Here is a 13,976-nt window from a genome sequence, read left to right as displayed (position 1 = left end):
TCGGACACCTCCCGTGTCCGTTTATTCCAAATCCTTGTATACGATCCGAACGCCCAGATAGCTGAAGGTTTCTTCTTTATAATGGCCGCGGGCACATGACTTTACGTAACCGAGCGGATGATGTTCATGCGCAAGAGGATCGTTGCAGCACGGGCAAGTATTCGTAAGGAGACGTTTCACGTAAGACAGCATCGCCAACACCTCTATATCCAATTAGTTTACTTGGTATTGATTATAGGCCTTTTTTCATTAAATGCAAATGTTAATTTTCCCATCGAGATGGGTCGTGCTCCATATCTAAGCAGGGTAAGGAGGGTGTTATGGACTGGATGCTCGATCTTGTCATGGTGCTGCTCGGGTTCGTAGGCTCCTTCTTCTCCGGGTTGCTCGGCATAGGCGGTGCCATCATCAATTATCCGATGCTTCTGTTTGTCCCATCGGCACTCAATCTGGCGGAATTTACGGGGCAGCAGGTGTCTTCGATCAGTATGTTTCAAGTGTTCTTCGCATCATTAGCCGGCATGCTGGCTTTCCAGCGAAGGAAGAAAGCGGATCCCGGATCCGGCGCCTTGATTCATCGAGGGCTCGTCATCTATATGGGCAGCAGCATCCTGGTCGGCAGTTTGTTCGGCGGTGTTGTGTCCAAGTTTCTATCCAGCGCAGCCATTAATGTCGTGTATGGCGTCTTAGCGATCATAGCCGTCATTCTAATGCTTATCCCGAATAAGGGCCAGGATCTTCAACCCCAAGGGGATATGCCGTTCAACAAAATAATCGCGATTGTTTCGGCCTTCACGGTTGGGATCGTCTCCGGAATTGTCGGCGCCGGCGGCGCATTCATTCTCATTCCGATCATGCTGACCGTATTGAAAATTCCAACCCGGACGACTATAGCTTCTTCACTGGCGATTGTTTTTATTTCGGCAGTCGGTGGCATATTCGGAAAAATCGCAGCAGGTCACATTCCGATTATGCCCACGATGTTTACGGTGATCGGCAGTTTGCTGGGAGCGCCATTAGGGTCACGAATGAGTGCCAGGTTGAACGTACAGCTATTGCGTTACGCTTTAATTGTGCTCATTGCTGCAACATCAATTAAAATTTGGTTCTCTATATTAGGATAAGGAGCGACGAACATGACAGAGCAGAAAGAAAAAACGACCATTGTTCTCTTCAGCGGCGATATGGACAAAGCGATCGCAGCATTTATCATTGCCAATGGTGCCGCCGCTTACGACCATGAGGTGACGATCTTCTTCACCTTCTGGGGATTGAATACGATGCGCAGAGATGAAGTCGTGAAGGTGAAGAAGGGATTCCTCGAGAAGGCATTCGGCTGGATGATGCCGCGCGGAGCGAAGAAATTAGGGCTCTCCAATATGCACTACATGGGAATGGGGCCCAAATTGATCAAGCATGTCATGAAAAAGCATAATGCGCTCACATTGCCCCAATTGATTGAGCTTGCTCAGGAGCAGGGCGTCAAGCTCGTCGCTTGTACAATGACGATGGATCTGCTTGGCCTCCAGCAGGAGGAGTTGATACCGGGAATGGAATACGCCGGAGTTGCCGGTTATTTGGGCGATGCGGTTGACGCAAAAGTGAACTTATTCATATAAACTTGTTCGGCTCTTATTTTTTGGTGTAAAGTATACCTATACAGGTATAGGAATTATAAGAGTCGCGCTTCCGATGTCGATTATAGCGATGAACATCTGCGTGGCCTGGCAGCACAAGACGAAGTTATGCTTCCGAATTGAGTTTTGTTGCGAAGAAACTCATGGAAGCATCGCTCCACAAAACTTATAGGAGGTTTGATTCGGATGAGCTATAACTACACAGACGATGTTAAAAAACGACTTCGCCGAATTGAAGGGCAGGTTCGCGGTGTTCTTCGCTTGATGGAGGAGGAGAAATCATGCAAGGACGTGGTCAGTCAATTGTCTGCTGTTCGTAATGCAGCAGATAAGGCGATCGCGCAGATCGTAGCCGAGAATTTGCAGCAGTGCATTCTGGAAGAGCAAGCGGCCGGCAGGGATTCGAGCAAGATGGTGCAAGAAGCCATCGAGCTGCTGGTGAAGAGCCGGTAATTATCGCACAGGAGGACATGCATGGACACCAATCAATGGATTACCGCGATCTTCATCGTGGCGCTGGCATGGTTTGTATACAAGAGAATGGCTCCTGTTAAAGGACTCAACAATGTGAATGCCGCGGCGTTCCAGAAACAATTATCGAGCAGCACCGATAAGCTGCTCCTGGATGTTCGAGAGAAGAATGAATATAAGTCCGGCTACATTCCGGGAGCCGTCAACATCCCTTTATCGCAAATTAGAAGCTGGTCGGCTGAAGTTCCGAAGGATCGCCAGATTTTCTTATATTGCCGAAGCGGAATGAGGAGCAGGCAGGCTGCTGCGGTTTTGAAGAAAAACGGATTTGCGAATATAACGAACCTTCAAAGTGGAATCCTGTCATGGGAAGGGCCGCTTTCGAAATAAGCGTCTCATGCTAGAAAGCTCACATGAATCAAGGAGGCGAAGCGCATGCTCGAGCATTATACGGTAGAAACCGTTCAGTCCGTCGATGAAGCGATCTTGGCGCTGGAGGGGAATTTAAAGGAAGAAGGTTTCGGCATTCTGTGGCAAATGGATATCCCCTCAAAGCTTCAGGAAAAGGGTGTGGACACCTACACCAATCCGTACCGGATTCTTGAAGTGTGCAACCCAAGGGAAGCTGCCCGCGTCTTGAATCACAATGAGCTGGCAGGTTATTTTCTCCCCTGCAAAATTACCGTCTATAAATCTGCCGGGATCACGAAGCTCGGTTTAATCAAACCGACTGCATTCATGAGCATGCTGGACGATGCGGAATTAACGACAGTCGCGCAAGAGATCGAAGCAGTACTGATTCGTGTGCTGGATCAATCCAAATAATCTCGCAAAGGGGGCACCGGGCGGTGCTCTTTTTGTTAGGATTTATATCGAAAGCGCTTTACTAATAGGCGGATAAGGTTAATAATGGTAGGGCAGAGCAATCGATCATTAACAGATTCCTATGGAGGTGTCCCATGAAATTATCCAACATTGCTGCCCAGCTTTATACGTTGAGAGATTATTGTACAACGGCAGAGGACCTGAAGAAGACGTTACACAAAGTGAGAGAGATCGGCTATGAATCTGTGCAGCTTTCCGGAATCGGACCGATCGAGCCGGCGGCTGTGAAGGCGCTTGCCGATGAAGCCGGGCTGACGATCTGCGCAACGCATGTAGGCTATGATGAAATGAAGAACAATATCGAAAGCGTCGTAGAGCAGCACAGGCTGTGGAATTGCCGGTATGTCGGCCTTGGCGGGATCCCGGGCGAATTCCGCAGCGGCGAAGGCTATGCGGCGTTTGCCAAGGAAGCATCGGAAGTCGCCAAGCGGCTGAAGGAGTATGATTTGCAGTTCATTTATCATAACCATAAATTCGAGTATGAGAAGTATAACGGCAAAAGCGGCATGGAAATTTTGCGGGATGAGAGCGATCCGGAGGCATTCGGATTTGAATTGGATACCTACTGGGTTCAAGCCGGAGGAGCCGACCCCGTGGAATGGATCCACCATGTGAAGGGGCGCATGAGCGTCATTCATCTGAAGGATATGGCTATCGTGAATGATACACAGGTGTTTGCGGAGATTGGGGAAGGCAGCATGAACTTCCGCAACATCATACAAGCATGCCGGGAAACGGGCGTTGAATGGTACGTAGTCGAGCAGGATACCTGCCAGCGCGATCCATTCGAAAGTCTGGCAATCAGCCTGCGCAATTTAAAGCAGCTGCTATAATCGATAACATGAATGAAGAAAGCCGATGCACTCTCGAGGGGGCATCGGCTTTGTTGAGTCTTGCTAAACAGATTCCGGCAATGGCCGTTTCTGTATCTTCCTCAGACGTATGAAAAATCCGATCGTCGCAAAGGTGAGCCCTGCCGTAATGCCGACCCAAAAACCGTAAGGACCCAAGTCCGTGTAGGCAGATAGCGCGTAACCGGCTGGAATTCCGATAATCCAATAGGATACAAAGGCAACGATAAAGGGAATCGTCACGTCCTTATAGCCTCTAAGCACGCCCTGCAGGGAGGCCTGGGCCGAATCCGACAGCTGGAAAAATATCGCGAACAATAAAAAGTGCTTGATCATCTCCATGACATCCGTTTGCTCGGTATACAGCCAAGCTACGGGACCTCTCATGAAATACAGCAGGATGGCGCCTAAACCCATCAGACCTACGGCCATGCTGACGCCAAGAACGCCATATTGCTTGGCATGTGCCCGGCGACCAGCGCCGGCTTCATAGGAGACGAGAATCGTCAAAGCCATTGAGATGCTGAGCGGGATCATGAAGAGCAAGGATGTAAAGTTCAAGGTCGCTTGATGAGCCGCGATTGTCGCCGTGTTGAACATCATGCCCATGAATAACGTTACAACTGCAAATATGCTCGCTTCAAAGAAAGTGGAGAGTCCCATTGGGATGCCGATGGCAAGCTGCTCTTTCCATAGCTTGAGAGAGGGCTTGTACCAGCGGACGAATAACTGATGATGCCGGATTTCCTTCTTCTTGAACGTCATCCAGATACTAGCGATTAATATGAACCAATACGTGATGGCCGTTGCATAACCGGAGCCGATACCGCCTAAGCGGGGGAACCCGAAATGGCCGAAAATGAGCCCGTAATTCAGGAGCCCGTTGATCGGGACCGAGATGAGCATAATGATCATCGTAATGCGCGGATAACCTTGCGCCTCGAAGAAATACCGGATTACGTAGCTGGCAAACAACGGAACGAGTCCAAACGATATACCGATAAGGTAATGCTTAGCGATGTAGCTGACGCTTGGATCCAGGTTCATCGCAGCAAGTATCGGATCAAGGGCGAATACCCCTATACCAATAATAAGGACAGCCAACAAGGTGGATAGATAAATGGCTTGCGTGGCTGGATTCGCAATCTTGTCTTTATTGCCTTGGCCGATGAGGTGGCCGATAATCGGCGTGACAGCCAGCAATATCGCGTTTATCCCAGTCATGAGCGGCATCCAGAGACTGGAGCCCATCGCGACGCCGGCAAGATCATTCGTACCTGCGCGGCCGGACATCATGGTGTCCAGGACATTCATCGCGATATAGCTAATTTGGGTTACGATGATCGGTCCGAGAATAGATAAGAATAAGAACAGTTTTTGTTTCAAGGATTGTGCATGATACATAATGAAGGTTTCCTCCGTTGGAGCCGGTGACACGGGAATTGCCTATAACAGGATGACTGTGTCTGCTCAATATTCGACATGCGGTTGCAAGTTAATTTTCTTATTGTATCACAAGCGTTCCTCTTCACGTCAGATCTTGTTATCGGATGTTCTAAAATTTATTTGTGGAGGTTGGGTGGGGTGAAGAAAGAGATACCATCGAAGCAAACGCTTATCGTTCACGACGTCCATGATGAACGGCATCATGGCGCAGTGACGTTTCCAATTTATCAGAACAGTTTATTTACGTTCCCCGGAATGGATGAATACGAACGGGCTTCAGCCGATCATCTGAACCGTCATCTGTATACGAGAGGCAATAATCCGACCGTAAACGAGCTGGAGAAGAAGCTGGCAATGCTTGAAGGCGCAGAGAAAGCGAGATGCTTCGCTTCGGGAATGGCTGCGATCAGCGCTGCGATTCTATCCGCAGTCCGAAGCGGCGACCATATCCTATGTGTCGATCAAGCCTATGGCCCTGCGCGAGCCTTCATGGGCACTTATCTGAACAAGTTTCAAATCGAAACGAGCTTTGTAGACGGCACCTCGCTTGATGCGGTTCGCGCGGCAATCCGGCCTAATACAACGTTGCTTTATTTGGAGAGCCCGTCAAGCCTGTTTTTCCAGCTGCAGGATATAAGTGCCTGCGCAGGCATAGCCCATGAAGCGGGTGCTCTGGTGCTGATCGATAATACGTGGTCGACGCCGATGTATCAGAACCCGCTGGCTCTTGGAGCCGACTTGGTCATTCATTCGATTACCAAGTATATATCCGGACACAGCGATGCGCTTGGCGGTTTCATTGCCGGAAAGGCAGATCTAATGGACCGGATATTCCAGAATGAGTTCAGCTTGATCGGGGGGATTATGACCGCGCAGTCGGCAGCGCTGGTCATGCGGGGCTTAAGAACGCTGCCGGTCCGGATGAAGCAGCATCAAGCAAGCGGGCTGTTGATCGCACAGTACTTGGAGGGGCTGCCCTTCATCCGCCGGGTGCTTCACCCCGGTCTCCTATCGCACCCCCAGCATGAGCTGTCACAGCGCCAGATGAGCGGCTTCAGCAGTCTGCTGTCCTTCGAAACGGATATTTCGCTGGAACGAATGAAGGCATGGGCGGGTCATCTTACGTTGTTCCGGATAGGCGTGAGCTGGGGAGGGTACGAGAGCTTAGCGCTTGTTCATGCAGCGTCGTCGCAAGAGGGGGGCTCATACGTCAGGCTGTATATCGGTTTGGAGGAGCCCGAAGATATCAGGGCGGATCTGCAAGCAGCATTTGATGCAATCGGCGCGACGTAGAGGATGACCGGTGAAGGATAAGGGGAGGGGCGCATTAGCGCTTCTCCTCTTGAATTTCATGCTCTTCCACATAGTTCCTGTACTTCACGCCGGCACAGTAATCTAGAATATCCTGTGTGATTTCCGGATACAGCTGAACGGAGGGCAGCTGCGAGAGGGGGATCCATTTCACATTGGTTTGATTGGAGTCCGGATGGTCCGGCTGCCTTGGTACCGAGCCATTCTTCCGTCTGCACTCGAACGTAATCCCAACCGAGTGGACGTCGCCGTAAAGGCCATTATTCTTGGCGGGTTGATACTCATAAACAAAGGCAACCGGGCCGACCTCTATATCAACGGAAGCCTCTTCCTTGGCTTCCCGAATGGCGGCCTCCACTAAGGTTTCACCGGGTTCAACTCCGCCTGCCGGGAGATTGTAATGCACGCCTTCTTCCTGGCCGGCGTCATTGTTAAATTCTACGAGCAGGATAGCATCATTCTCAATAATGAGCGCGGCGGCCCGAAGTCTGATTTTTTCCATACTCAATCATCCCCCTTATTCGATGTCATGCAACTGAGAATTGCCTATCCCAGTATAATGTTAATGTTATAATTTGGGAATAGATGTTCAATCATAAGAAATCGGAACGGTTCAAGAAGTTAAAGGTACGGCATGACCATGAATTGTTTACAGAGCTTTACATAAAGAAATGGCTGAACAGGCCCTTAAGGCTGTTCAGCCATTATTCGTTATCGGCACTTTGCTCACGAATTGATCCCCCGTTTATGACAAGCGCTTTATTTCTCCCATCCACAGGTATCATGGAGTCTCAATGCCGCTCATATACTAGGGTACGCGCGGATATCGTCGAACTTTGTCCAACAGCTTCAGGCTTTCATTCAACGGAAGAGAAGGGATGGAGATGGATTATCATTGTTCCGAGGAATTGGAATTAACCCGCTCCATGGTCTCGGATTTTGCAGCGAAGAGAATCGCGCCGTCAGCCACCCAGCGTGATGAGGAAGAGCGGTTTGACCGTAGGCTGATGCCGCAGCTGGGCGAGCTGGGTTTAGTGGGTATACCATGGCCGGAACAGTACGGCGGGGCAGGCAGCGACTTGCTTACCTTTACGGTAGCAATGGAGGAAATCTCCAAGGCCTGCGCATCGACCGGGGCGATCTTGTCCGCACATGTCGGATTCGCTGCCTGGCCCATTCTCGCATTTGGCTCAGAAGAGCTGAAGCTGGCGCATTTGAGTGAGCTGGCACGGGGAACGAAGCTGGGCTCCGGCGTCTTCCCATCATTTCGGCGGCATGATACGGCTAACTTTAGTTGTATTACGTATCGATCGGAGGATGGCCGGTATGTCTTGAATGGGGAATGCCGGCATGTTCCGAATGTGGAGGAAGCGGATCTGTATGTCGTCTTCGCAAAAGGGGAAGGGAGGAGGGGAGGAAAGGGAACCAGCGTTTTCGTGGTTGAACGAGGAACAATGGGCTTGGAAATCGGGAGCAAGGATCGTACATTGGGGCTTCGGTCAAGAAGCTCAGGTGACATCCGGCTGAACCAGTGCAGCATCCCGAAACAGAATCGCATTGGCAAGGCCGGTCAGGGCTCCGAGATCGCTTTATCAATTCTGGATCTCGCCCATCTGAGCGCTTCCGCTCAAGCTGTCGGGATCGCTCAGGGGGCGATGGAAGCGGCGGCCGGCTATGCGCTGGAACGCAAGCAATTCGGACAGCTGATTGGCCGTCATCAGGGAATTTTATTCAAACTAGCGGATATGGCCGCGCGCGTCGAAGCCGGACGATTGTTGAATTATCAAGCGGCATGGTGTCATCAATCGGGCCTATCGTATCGCAAGGAAGCCGCACTGGCTTGGAAATTCACGGCAGAAATGGCGGCAGCCATAACCGTCGACGCGGTTCAAGTGCTCGGCGGCTACGGTTATATGCAGGAGTATCAGGTAGAGCGTTATATGCGGGATGCCAAATGTCTGGAAGCAGACTTCGGAATGGGCGGATGGTTTGCTGAAGAGATTGAGCGGATGCTGGCGGAATGTCAGCCCTGAACCGCCGGCCGCATTCCTCACGTATCGGGGTACAGGAGGCTTGCTATGCGCGAGACGGTTATCGTGGAAGGAGCCAGAACGGCCTTTGGCAGGTTCGGCGGCGTGTTTAAAGGCGTGAGTGCTGCCGAGCTTGGTGCGGCCGCCATCCAAGGTGCGCTGCATAAAGCGGCAGTCGATGCCGCTCAGGTCGAAGGCGCTCTGATGGGAATGGTTCTTCAGGCAGGAGCAGGACAAATTCCATCGCGTCAGTCCGCAAGGCTTGCCGGCCTGGACTGGAGCGTCCCGTCGGAAACGATTAATAAAGTATGCGCTTCCGGATTGCGGGCCATTACGTTAGCCGATCAAATCATCCGGTCAGGCGATGCAGATACCCTGGTGGCTGGTGGTATGGAAAGCATGAGCAGCGCGCCGTATGCCGTTCCTGCTGCGAGATGGGGAAGCCGGATGGGAGACTCCAGCTTGGTTGATCTCATGATTAAGGACGGTTTGTGGTGCGCATTCGCGAATGTTCCCATGGGAGTTCATGGCAGCCGCAGTGCGGTGAAATACGGAATCAGCCGGGAAGAGCAGGACGGCTGGGCGTTAAGAAGCCATCTGCGTGCAGTGGCCGCTATTGAGCAGGGGATTTTCAAGGATGAAATCGTTCCATGTCCTTCCGCAGGTCATGCTTTGTTGATCGATTCCGACGAATGTCCCCGTGCCGATACGGATGCCGGTCAGCTGGCGCGGCTGAAGCCGATCTTTGATCCGGGCGGCTCGATAACGGCAGGCAACGCCCCTGGTGTAAATGATGGAGCGGCGGCCATGATCCTGATGTCGAGGGAGGCATCGGTCAAGGGCGGACACCGGCCGCTCGCGACGATTATCGGGCACGCCGCCGTCGGTTCAGAGGCGCCGGAGCTTGCCGATACGCCGGCTATGGCGATTCGCAAGCTGCTGGTGCAAACCGGGTTTGCAATGGAAGACATCCATTTATTCGAGGTGAATGAAGCTTTTGCGGCTGTTCTTCTTATAACCGGCAGAATGCTCGGCTGGGATGATGAGAAGGTCAACATACATGGCGGGGCCATTGCCTTAGGCCATCCCATCGGGGCAAGCGGAGCTCGAATCCTGCTTACCTTGATCAACGGACTGAGGCGCCGGGGCGGGGGGCTCGGCATAGCTGCGATATGCAGTGGTGGCGCGCAGGGCGATGCGATATTGATTCGGGTGGATAGTTAGCCAAAACCGAGGTGAGGTTGGTGGAAATACGGGCATTGTCGGTCATCGGCGCCGGACAAATGGGCAGCGGCATTGCTCAAACGGCTGCTCAGAGCGGACTCGTGGTTACGTTATATGACTCCCATCCGGAAGCTGCGAAGCGGGGGCAAGCCTTGATCTTCGAGAACCTGACACGTTCCGCCGCTAAAGGGCGCATAACGAAAGAAGCGATGGATCGCGCGTTTGCCCAGATCCGCTTGATAACGGATTTGGAAGAGGCCCGGGATTCCGACATGGTAATCGAAGCTGCTCCGGAGGATAAAGGGATTAAACGGTCCATCTTCCAAGAGCTTGACCGCATCTGCTTGCCCAGCGCCATCCTGGCGACGAACACCTCGTCCTTGTCGATTACGGAAATCGCAGGGGCGACGAGGCGGCCGGAGCGTGTAATCGGGATGCATTTCATGAACCCCGTCCCAGTTATGCCGCTTGTGGAAATCATTCGGGGACTGGCAACGTCAGGCGAAGTGCTTAACAGCGTGCAATCATTGGCGCAGGCGATGGGGAAAACTCCGGTGGAGGTGAGCGACTTTCCGGGTTTCGTGTCCAACCGTATTCTGATGCCAATGATTAATGAAGCGATTTACGCGGTTTACGAAGGGGTAGCGTCTCCCGAAGCTGTAGATCAAGTGATGAAGCTCGGGATGAACCATCCGATGGGACCGCTTGCGCTCGCCGACTTCATCGGCCTGGACACGTGCTTGGCGATAATGGAAACGCTGCATGAAGGATTCGGCGATTCCAAATATAGACCGTGCCCGCTGCTGCGGCAGTACGTTAGGGGAGGCTGGCTGGGACGCAAGGCGGGCCGGGGCTTTTTCGCATACGATTAAGATCGGCGGCGAACTGGCGGGAAAAGGAGTGTCGGACGTTGGAGCTCCGTTTTACGAAGGAACAGGAAGCAATGCGGCAGAAGGTTCGTCATTTTGCGGAGCATGAGATCGCCCCTGCTGTGTCACGGATGGAAGGCAGTGACGAATTCCCTTCCGAGCTTGTTAGAGCCATGGCGCAGCATCGTCTGATGGGCATTCCCATAGAGCGGCACTTGGGCGGCTTAGGTGCGGATTTCATCTCCTACATTATCGCGATTCATGAGATCTCCATCATCAGTGCGGCAGTGGGGGTGATTCTGTCGGTTCATACCTCTGTCGGTACGCTGCCGATTGTACAGTATGGGACGGATGAACAGAGAATGACCTATGTAAGTAGGCTGGCCTCCGGCGAAGCATTGGGCGCCTTCGCCTTAACGGAGCCCCATGCAGGCTCGGATGCCGCATCCATACGAACTTCGGCGGTTTGGAACGGACGGGAGTACATTCTTAGCGGAACGAAGGTGTTCATTACGAACGCCGGTGCAGCAGATACCTATATTACGTTTGCCGTGACGGATCCTGCTAAGGGTTCTCGCGGAATGTCTGCTTTTATTGTCGATAAGGACACGCAAGGGCTGCTAATTGGCAGAAAGGAAAAGAAGATGGGGCTCCACGGCTCGAATACATGTGAGCTGATATTCGATCATATGGCGATCCCCGCAAGCCGCAGGCTGGGTGCCGAAGGCGAAGGACTTACGATTGCCAAGGGAACGCTCGACGGCGGCAGAATCGGCATCGCCGCTCAAGCGCTCGGGATTGCCCAAGCGGCGCTTCAGGAGATGAAGCAGCATCTGATTTCATCCTTGAAGCTAATGGCTCCGCGTACGCGGCTGCAGCCGTACCATGACAGGCTTGCTGGCATGATGGCCCAGGTTGAAGCGGCGCGGCTGCTTGTCTACCGGGCGGCATGGCTTCGTCAGGAAGGACGCCCCTGCACCAAGGAGGCTTCCATTGCCAAGATGTTCGCATCGGATACGGCTGTCGCGGCAGCTGGAGAAGCTGTCCGAATGTTAGGCGCATCTGGATGCTCCAAGGAACGTAAGGCCGAACGATTGTACCGTGATGCCAAGGTGACCCAGATTTATGAAGGCACGAACGAAATTCACCGGATTGTAATCGGAAATAAGCTGCTAGGCAAGGGATAGAAGAAGGCGGTGACGATATGAATCAATCTCCGGGTATGCGGTTTCGTGAAGCATTAGAGGTGGAAAAGCCGCTTCAGGTGGCTGGTACGATAAATGCCTATACGGCAATCATGGCAGAGCGCGTCGGGTTTCGTGCCTTGTACGTTTCCGGTGCGGGTGTCGCGAACGCTTCGTTCGGCCTGCCGGACCTGGGCATGACGACCCTGCAGGATGTGCTTGAGGATGTCCGCCGGATAACGAGCGTGACGGAGCTTCCGGTGCTTGTCGATGCCGATACCGGGTTTGGCGGCGCTCTCCAGATTGCGCGTACGATTCGGCAGATGGGGCGGGCGGGAGCTGCGGGCGTCCATATCGAGGACCAGGTGATGGCCAAGAGATGCGGGCACCGGCCGAATAAAGCGATCGTCGGCAAGGGTGAGATGGTAGACCGCATTAAAGCCGCTTCGGATGCAAGGGAAGATCCGCAGTTTGTCATAATGGCCCGCACGGATGCGCTGGCTGTAGAGGGCATCGAGGCGGCCATCGACCGGGCATGCGCTTGCGTCGAAGCCGGTGCGGATATGATTTTTCCGGAAGCCGTTCTGAATCTGGAGCAGTATAAGCGCTTTACTGGAGCGGTGAAAGTGCCGGTGCTTGCCAATATTACGGAATTCGGGAAGACGCCCTTGTTTACGGTGGAGGAATTGGGAGGCGCAGGCGTTCGTATGGCTTTATATCCGTTATCGGCTTTCCGGGCGATGTGCGAGGCCGCCTTGCAGGTTTATCGGCTCGTTCGCTGGGAAGGGACGCAAACAAACGCGATCGGACTCATGCAGACGCGGGATGAGCTGTATGACTTTCTTCACTATTACGACTATGAGCAGAAGCTGGATCAGCTGTTCGGTACGGATCGGAGGGATCTGTAAATGGCGATCAAAAAAGACGGCGGGCTTGCCGAGGTTATTGCCGGGCAGACGGAGATCTCAACGGTGGGAAAGCAGGGTATAGGCCTCACCTATCGGGGCTACTCCATTCAGGATTTGGCAGCCTTCGCCACCTTCGAGGAAACCGCTTATCTCCTTATCCACGGAAAGCTGCCCAATGAGCCGGAACTGCGGCAGTATCGGTCGAAGCTGGCCGGATTGAGGTCATTGCCGCCCCGTTTGCGCACGATATTGGAGCTGCTGCCAGACACGACCCATCCGATGGACGTGCTGCGTACCGGGATTTCAGCGCTTGGAGCGATTGAACCGGAAGAAGAGGGACGAACCCAGGCGGATATAGCTGACCGGCTGCTCGCGTGCTGTGGATCTATTCTGTTGTATTGGCATCATTATCAAGCGAGCGGTGCAAGGATCGAAGCGGAGACAAGCAGCGAGAGCATTGCCGGACAATTTCTTCATCTGCTGCATGGCAGACGGCCAAGCGAGCTCCATGAGAAGGCGCTCGACGTATCACTTATTTTGTATGCGGAGCATGAGTTCAATGCCTCGACCTTCGCAGCACGTGTTACGGCATCCACATGCTCTGACTTTTATTCGGCGATTACAACCGGCATCGGCACGCTTCGAGGTCCGCTGCACGGCGGCGCGAATGAGGCGGCTATGGAGCTGATCGAAGGATACCGGCATCCTGACGATGCCGAGACGGGCATCCTTCAGATGCTGGCCATGAAGAAGCGGATTATGGGCTTCGGTCACAGAGTTTATTCGGTCTCGGATCCGCGGTCCGATATTATCAAGGAATGGTCGAGGACGCTTGCTCTTGATGCGGAGAATAAGAGATTGTATGTCATCTCCGAACGCATCGAACAGGTCATGCAGAGGGAAAAGAAGCTCTTTGCTAATTTGGACTTTTACAGCGCGTCGGCTTATCGGTCGATGGGTATCCCAACCGGCTTGTTTACTCCGATATTCGTCCTTGCACGCCTAAGCGGGTGGTCGGCCCATATTATCGAGCAGCGTGCCAATAATCGCCTCATTCGGCCGAATGCCTATTATTCCGGTCCAGAGCCCAAGATGTGGCTTTCGCCCGACATGCGAACCTGATGCATGCGTGTGCTCCCACAGCCAGGAGGCGGCCTTGA

Annotated in this window: 16 protein-coding genes; 13 read left to right on the top strand and 3 right to left on the bottom strand. The window is 53.0% G+C overall.

Annotation, left to right across the window (positions count from 1 at the left end):
• Positions 1-21: 21 nt before the first annotated feature.
• The gene (locus NNL21_RS03490) at positions 22-192 is read right to left on the bottom strand and encodes a hypothetical protein (RefSeq protein WP_204816052.1); all 171 of its coding nucleotides are present in this window, start codon (positions 190-192) and stop codon (positions 22-24) included.
• Positions 193-320: 128 nt separating this feature from the next.
• Between NNL21_RS03490 and NNL21_RS03485 the strand changes: the two genes are divergently transcribed.
• The 6 genes from NNL21_RS03485 to NNL21_RS03460 all read left to right on the top strand — a co-directional run bounded on the left by NNL21_RS03485 (position 321) and on the right by NNL21_RS03460 (position 3,826).
• Complete coding sequence (locus tag NNL21_RS03485; protein ID WP_204816051.1) at positions 321-1,124, top strand: sulfite exporter TauE/SafE family protein; 804 nt, start codon at positions 321-323, stop codon at positions 1,122-1,124.
• A 12-nt stretch (positions 1,125-1,136) separates the two neighbouring features.
• Positions 1,137-1,619 carry a DsrE/DsrF/DrsH-like family protein gene (locus tag NNL21_RS03480; RefSeq protein WP_204816050.1) on the top strand — a complete coding sequence of 161 codons (483 nt, stop codon included), beginning with the start codon at positions 1,137-1,139 and terminating at the stop codon, positions 1,617-1,619.
• Positions 1,620-1,823: 204 nt separating this feature from the next.
• A complete protein-coding gene (locus NNL21_RS03475) occupies positions 1,824-2,090 on the top strand; it encodes a metal-sensitive transcriptional regulator (protein WP_204816049.1) in 267 nt (88 codons plus the stop codon).
• A gap of 21 nt (positions 2,091-2,111) precedes the next feature.
• A complete protein-coding gene (locus NNL21_RS03470; RefSeq protein WP_204816048.1) occupies positions 2,112-2,498 on the top strand; it encodes a rhodanese-like domain-containing protein in 387 nt (128 codons plus the stop codon).
• 45 nt (positions 2,499-2,543) lie between these two features.
• Positions 2,544-2,933, top strand: a complete 390-nt coding sequence (locus NNL21_RS03465) for a DUF302 domain-containing protein (RefSeq protein WP_204816047.1) — start codon at positions 2,544-2,546, stop codon at positions 2,931-2,933.
• 134 nt (positions 2,934-3,067) lie between these two features.
• Complete coding sequence (locus tag NNL21_RS03460; RefSeq protein ID WP_204816046.1) at positions 3,068-3,826, top strand: sugar phosphate isomerase/epimerase family protein; 759 nt, start codon at positions 3,068-3,070, stop codon at positions 3,824-3,826.
• A 63-nt stretch (positions 3,827-3,889) separates the two neighbouring features.
• Here NNL21_RS03460 and NNL21_RS03455 read toward each other — a convergent pair whose 3' ends face one another.
• Positions 3,890-5,248 (bottom strand): MATE family efflux transporter, encoded by a 1,359-nt coding sequence (locus tag NNL21_RS03455; RefSeq protein ID WP_204816045.1) that lies wholly within the window; start codon positions 5,246-5,248, stop codon positions 3,890-3,892.
• A 180-nt stretch (positions 5,249-5,428) separates the two neighbouring features.
• On the opposite strand from NNL21_RS03455, the gene NNL21_RS03450 reads away from it, so the two are divergent.
• A complete protein-coding gene (locus NNL21_RS03450) occupies positions 5,429-6,583 on the top strand; it encodes a trans-sulfuration enzyme family protein (RefSeq protein WP_256555033.1) in 1,155 nt (384 codons plus the stop codon).
• 34 nt (positions 6,584-6,617) lie between these two features.
• On the opposite strand, the gene NNL21_RS03445 is transcribed toward NNL21_RS03450, so the two are convergent.
• Complete coding sequence (locus NNL21_RS03445; RefSeq protein WP_204816043.1) at positions 6,618-7,103, bottom strand: NUDIX domain-containing protein; 486 nt, start codon at positions 7,101-7,103, stop codon at positions 6,618-6,620.
• 382 nt (positions 7,104-7,485) lie between these two features.
• Between NNL21_RS03445 and NNL21_RS03440 the strand changes: the two genes are divergently transcribed.
• The 6 genes from NNL21_RS03440 to prpC are packed head-to-tail and all read left to right on the top strand — an operon-like array spanning position 7,486 to position 13,938.
• Positions 7,486-8,634, top strand: coding sequence for an acyl-CoA dehydrogenase family protein (locus tag NNL21_RS03440; RefSeq protein WP_204816042.1), 1,149 nt, complete (start codon positions 7,486-7,488; stop codon positions 8,632-8,634).
• Between the two features lie 45 nt (positions 8,635-8,679).
• Entirely contained in the window at positions 8,680-9,855 is a 1,176-nt protein-coding gene (locus NNL21_RS03435; protein WP_204816041.1) for an acetyl-CoA C-acetyltransferase, read from the top strand.
• A 20-nt stretch (positions 9,856-9,875) separates the two neighbouring features.
• On the top strand, positions 9,876-10,727 hold the full coding sequence (locus NNL21_RS03430; protein WP_204816040.1) for a 3-hydroxybutyryl-CoA dehydrogenase: 852 nt from the start codon (positions 9,876-9,878) through the stop codon (positions 10,725-10,727).
• Between the two features lie 38 nt (positions 10,728-10,765).
• Positions 10,766-11,911 carry an acyl-CoA dehydrogenase family protein gene (locus tag NNL21_RS03425; protein WP_204816039.1) on the top strand — a complete coding sequence of 382 codons (1,146 nt, stop codon included), beginning with the start codon at positions 10,766-10,768 and terminating at the stop codon, positions 11,909-11,911.
• 17 nt (positions 11,912-11,928) lie between these two features.
• Positions 11,929-12,816, top strand: a complete 888-nt coding sequence (prpB, locus tag NNL21_RS03420; protein WP_204816038.1) for a methylisocitrate lyase — start codon at positions 11,929-11,931, stop codon at positions 12,814-12,816.
• Positions 12,817-13,938, top strand: coding sequence for a bifunctional 2-methylcitrate synthase/citrate synthase (gene prpC, locus NNL21_RS03415; RefSeq protein ID WP_204816037.1), 1,122 nt, complete (start codon positions 12,817-12,819; stop codon positions 13,936-13,938). It begins immediately after the preceding gene.
• Positions 13,939-13,976: the final 38 nt, after the last annotated feature.

This window comes from Paenibacillus mendelii (assembly GCF_024498075.1).
In the GTDB taxonomy this organism is placed as follows: domain Bacteria; phylum Bacillota; class Bacilli; order Paenibacillales; family Paenibacillaceae; genus Paenibacillus_Z; species Paenibacillus_Z mendelii.
Note: the sequence above shows the minus strand (reverse complement) of the source record. Positions and strands in the feature narration are given on the sequence as shown.

Coding starts and splice junctions, on each gene's coding strand:
- NNL21_RS03490 (WP_204816052.1), bottom strand. CDS start 192: ATGCTGTCTTACGTGAAACGTCTCCTTACGAATACTTGCCCGTGCTGC.
- NNL21_RS03485 (WP_204816051.1), top strand. CDS start 321: ATGGACTGGATGCTCGATCTTGTCATGGTGCTGCTCGGGTTCGTAGGC.
- NNL21_RS03480 (WP_204816050.1), top strand. CDS start 1,137: ATGACAGAGCAGAAAGAAAAAACGACCATTGTTCTCTTCAGCGGCGAT.
- NNL21_RS03475 (WP_204816049.1), top strand. CDS start 1,824: ATGAGCTATAACTACACAGACGATGTTAAAAAACGACTTCGCCGAATT.
- NNL21_RS03470 (WP_204816048.1), top strand. CDS start 2,112: ATGGACACCAATCAATGGATTACCGCGATCTTCATCGTGGCGCTGGCA.
- NNL21_RS03465 (WP_204816047.1), top strand. CDS start 2,544: ATGCTCGAGCATTATACGGTAGAAACCGTTCAGTCCGTCGATGAAGCG.
- NNL21_RS03460 (WP_204816046.1), top strand. CDS start 3,068: ATGAAATTATCCAACATTGCTGCCCAGCTTTATACGTTGAGAGATTAT.
- NNL21_RS03455 (WP_204816045.1), bottom strand. CDS start 5,248: ATGTATCATGCACAATCCTTGAAACAAAAACTGTTCTTATTCTTATCT.
- NNL21_RS03445 (WP_204816043.1), bottom strand. CDS start 7,103: ATGGAAAAAATCAGACTTCGGGCCGCCGCGCTCATTATTGAGAATGAT.
- NNL21_RS03440 (WP_204816042.1), top strand. CDS start 7,486: ATGGATTATCATTGTTCCGAGGAATTGGAATTAACCCGCTCCATGGTC.
- NNL21_RS03435 (WP_204816041.1), top strand. CDS start 8,680: ATGCGCGAGACGGTTATCGTGGAAGGAGCCAGAACGGCCTTTGGCAGG.
- prpB (WP_204816038.1), top strand. CDS start 11,929: ATGAATCAATCTCCGGGTATGCGGTTTCGTGAAGCATTAGAGGTGGAA.
- prpC (WP_204816037.1), top strand. CDS start 12,817: ATGGCGATCAAAAAAGACGGCGGGCTTGCCGAGGTTATTGCCGGGCAG.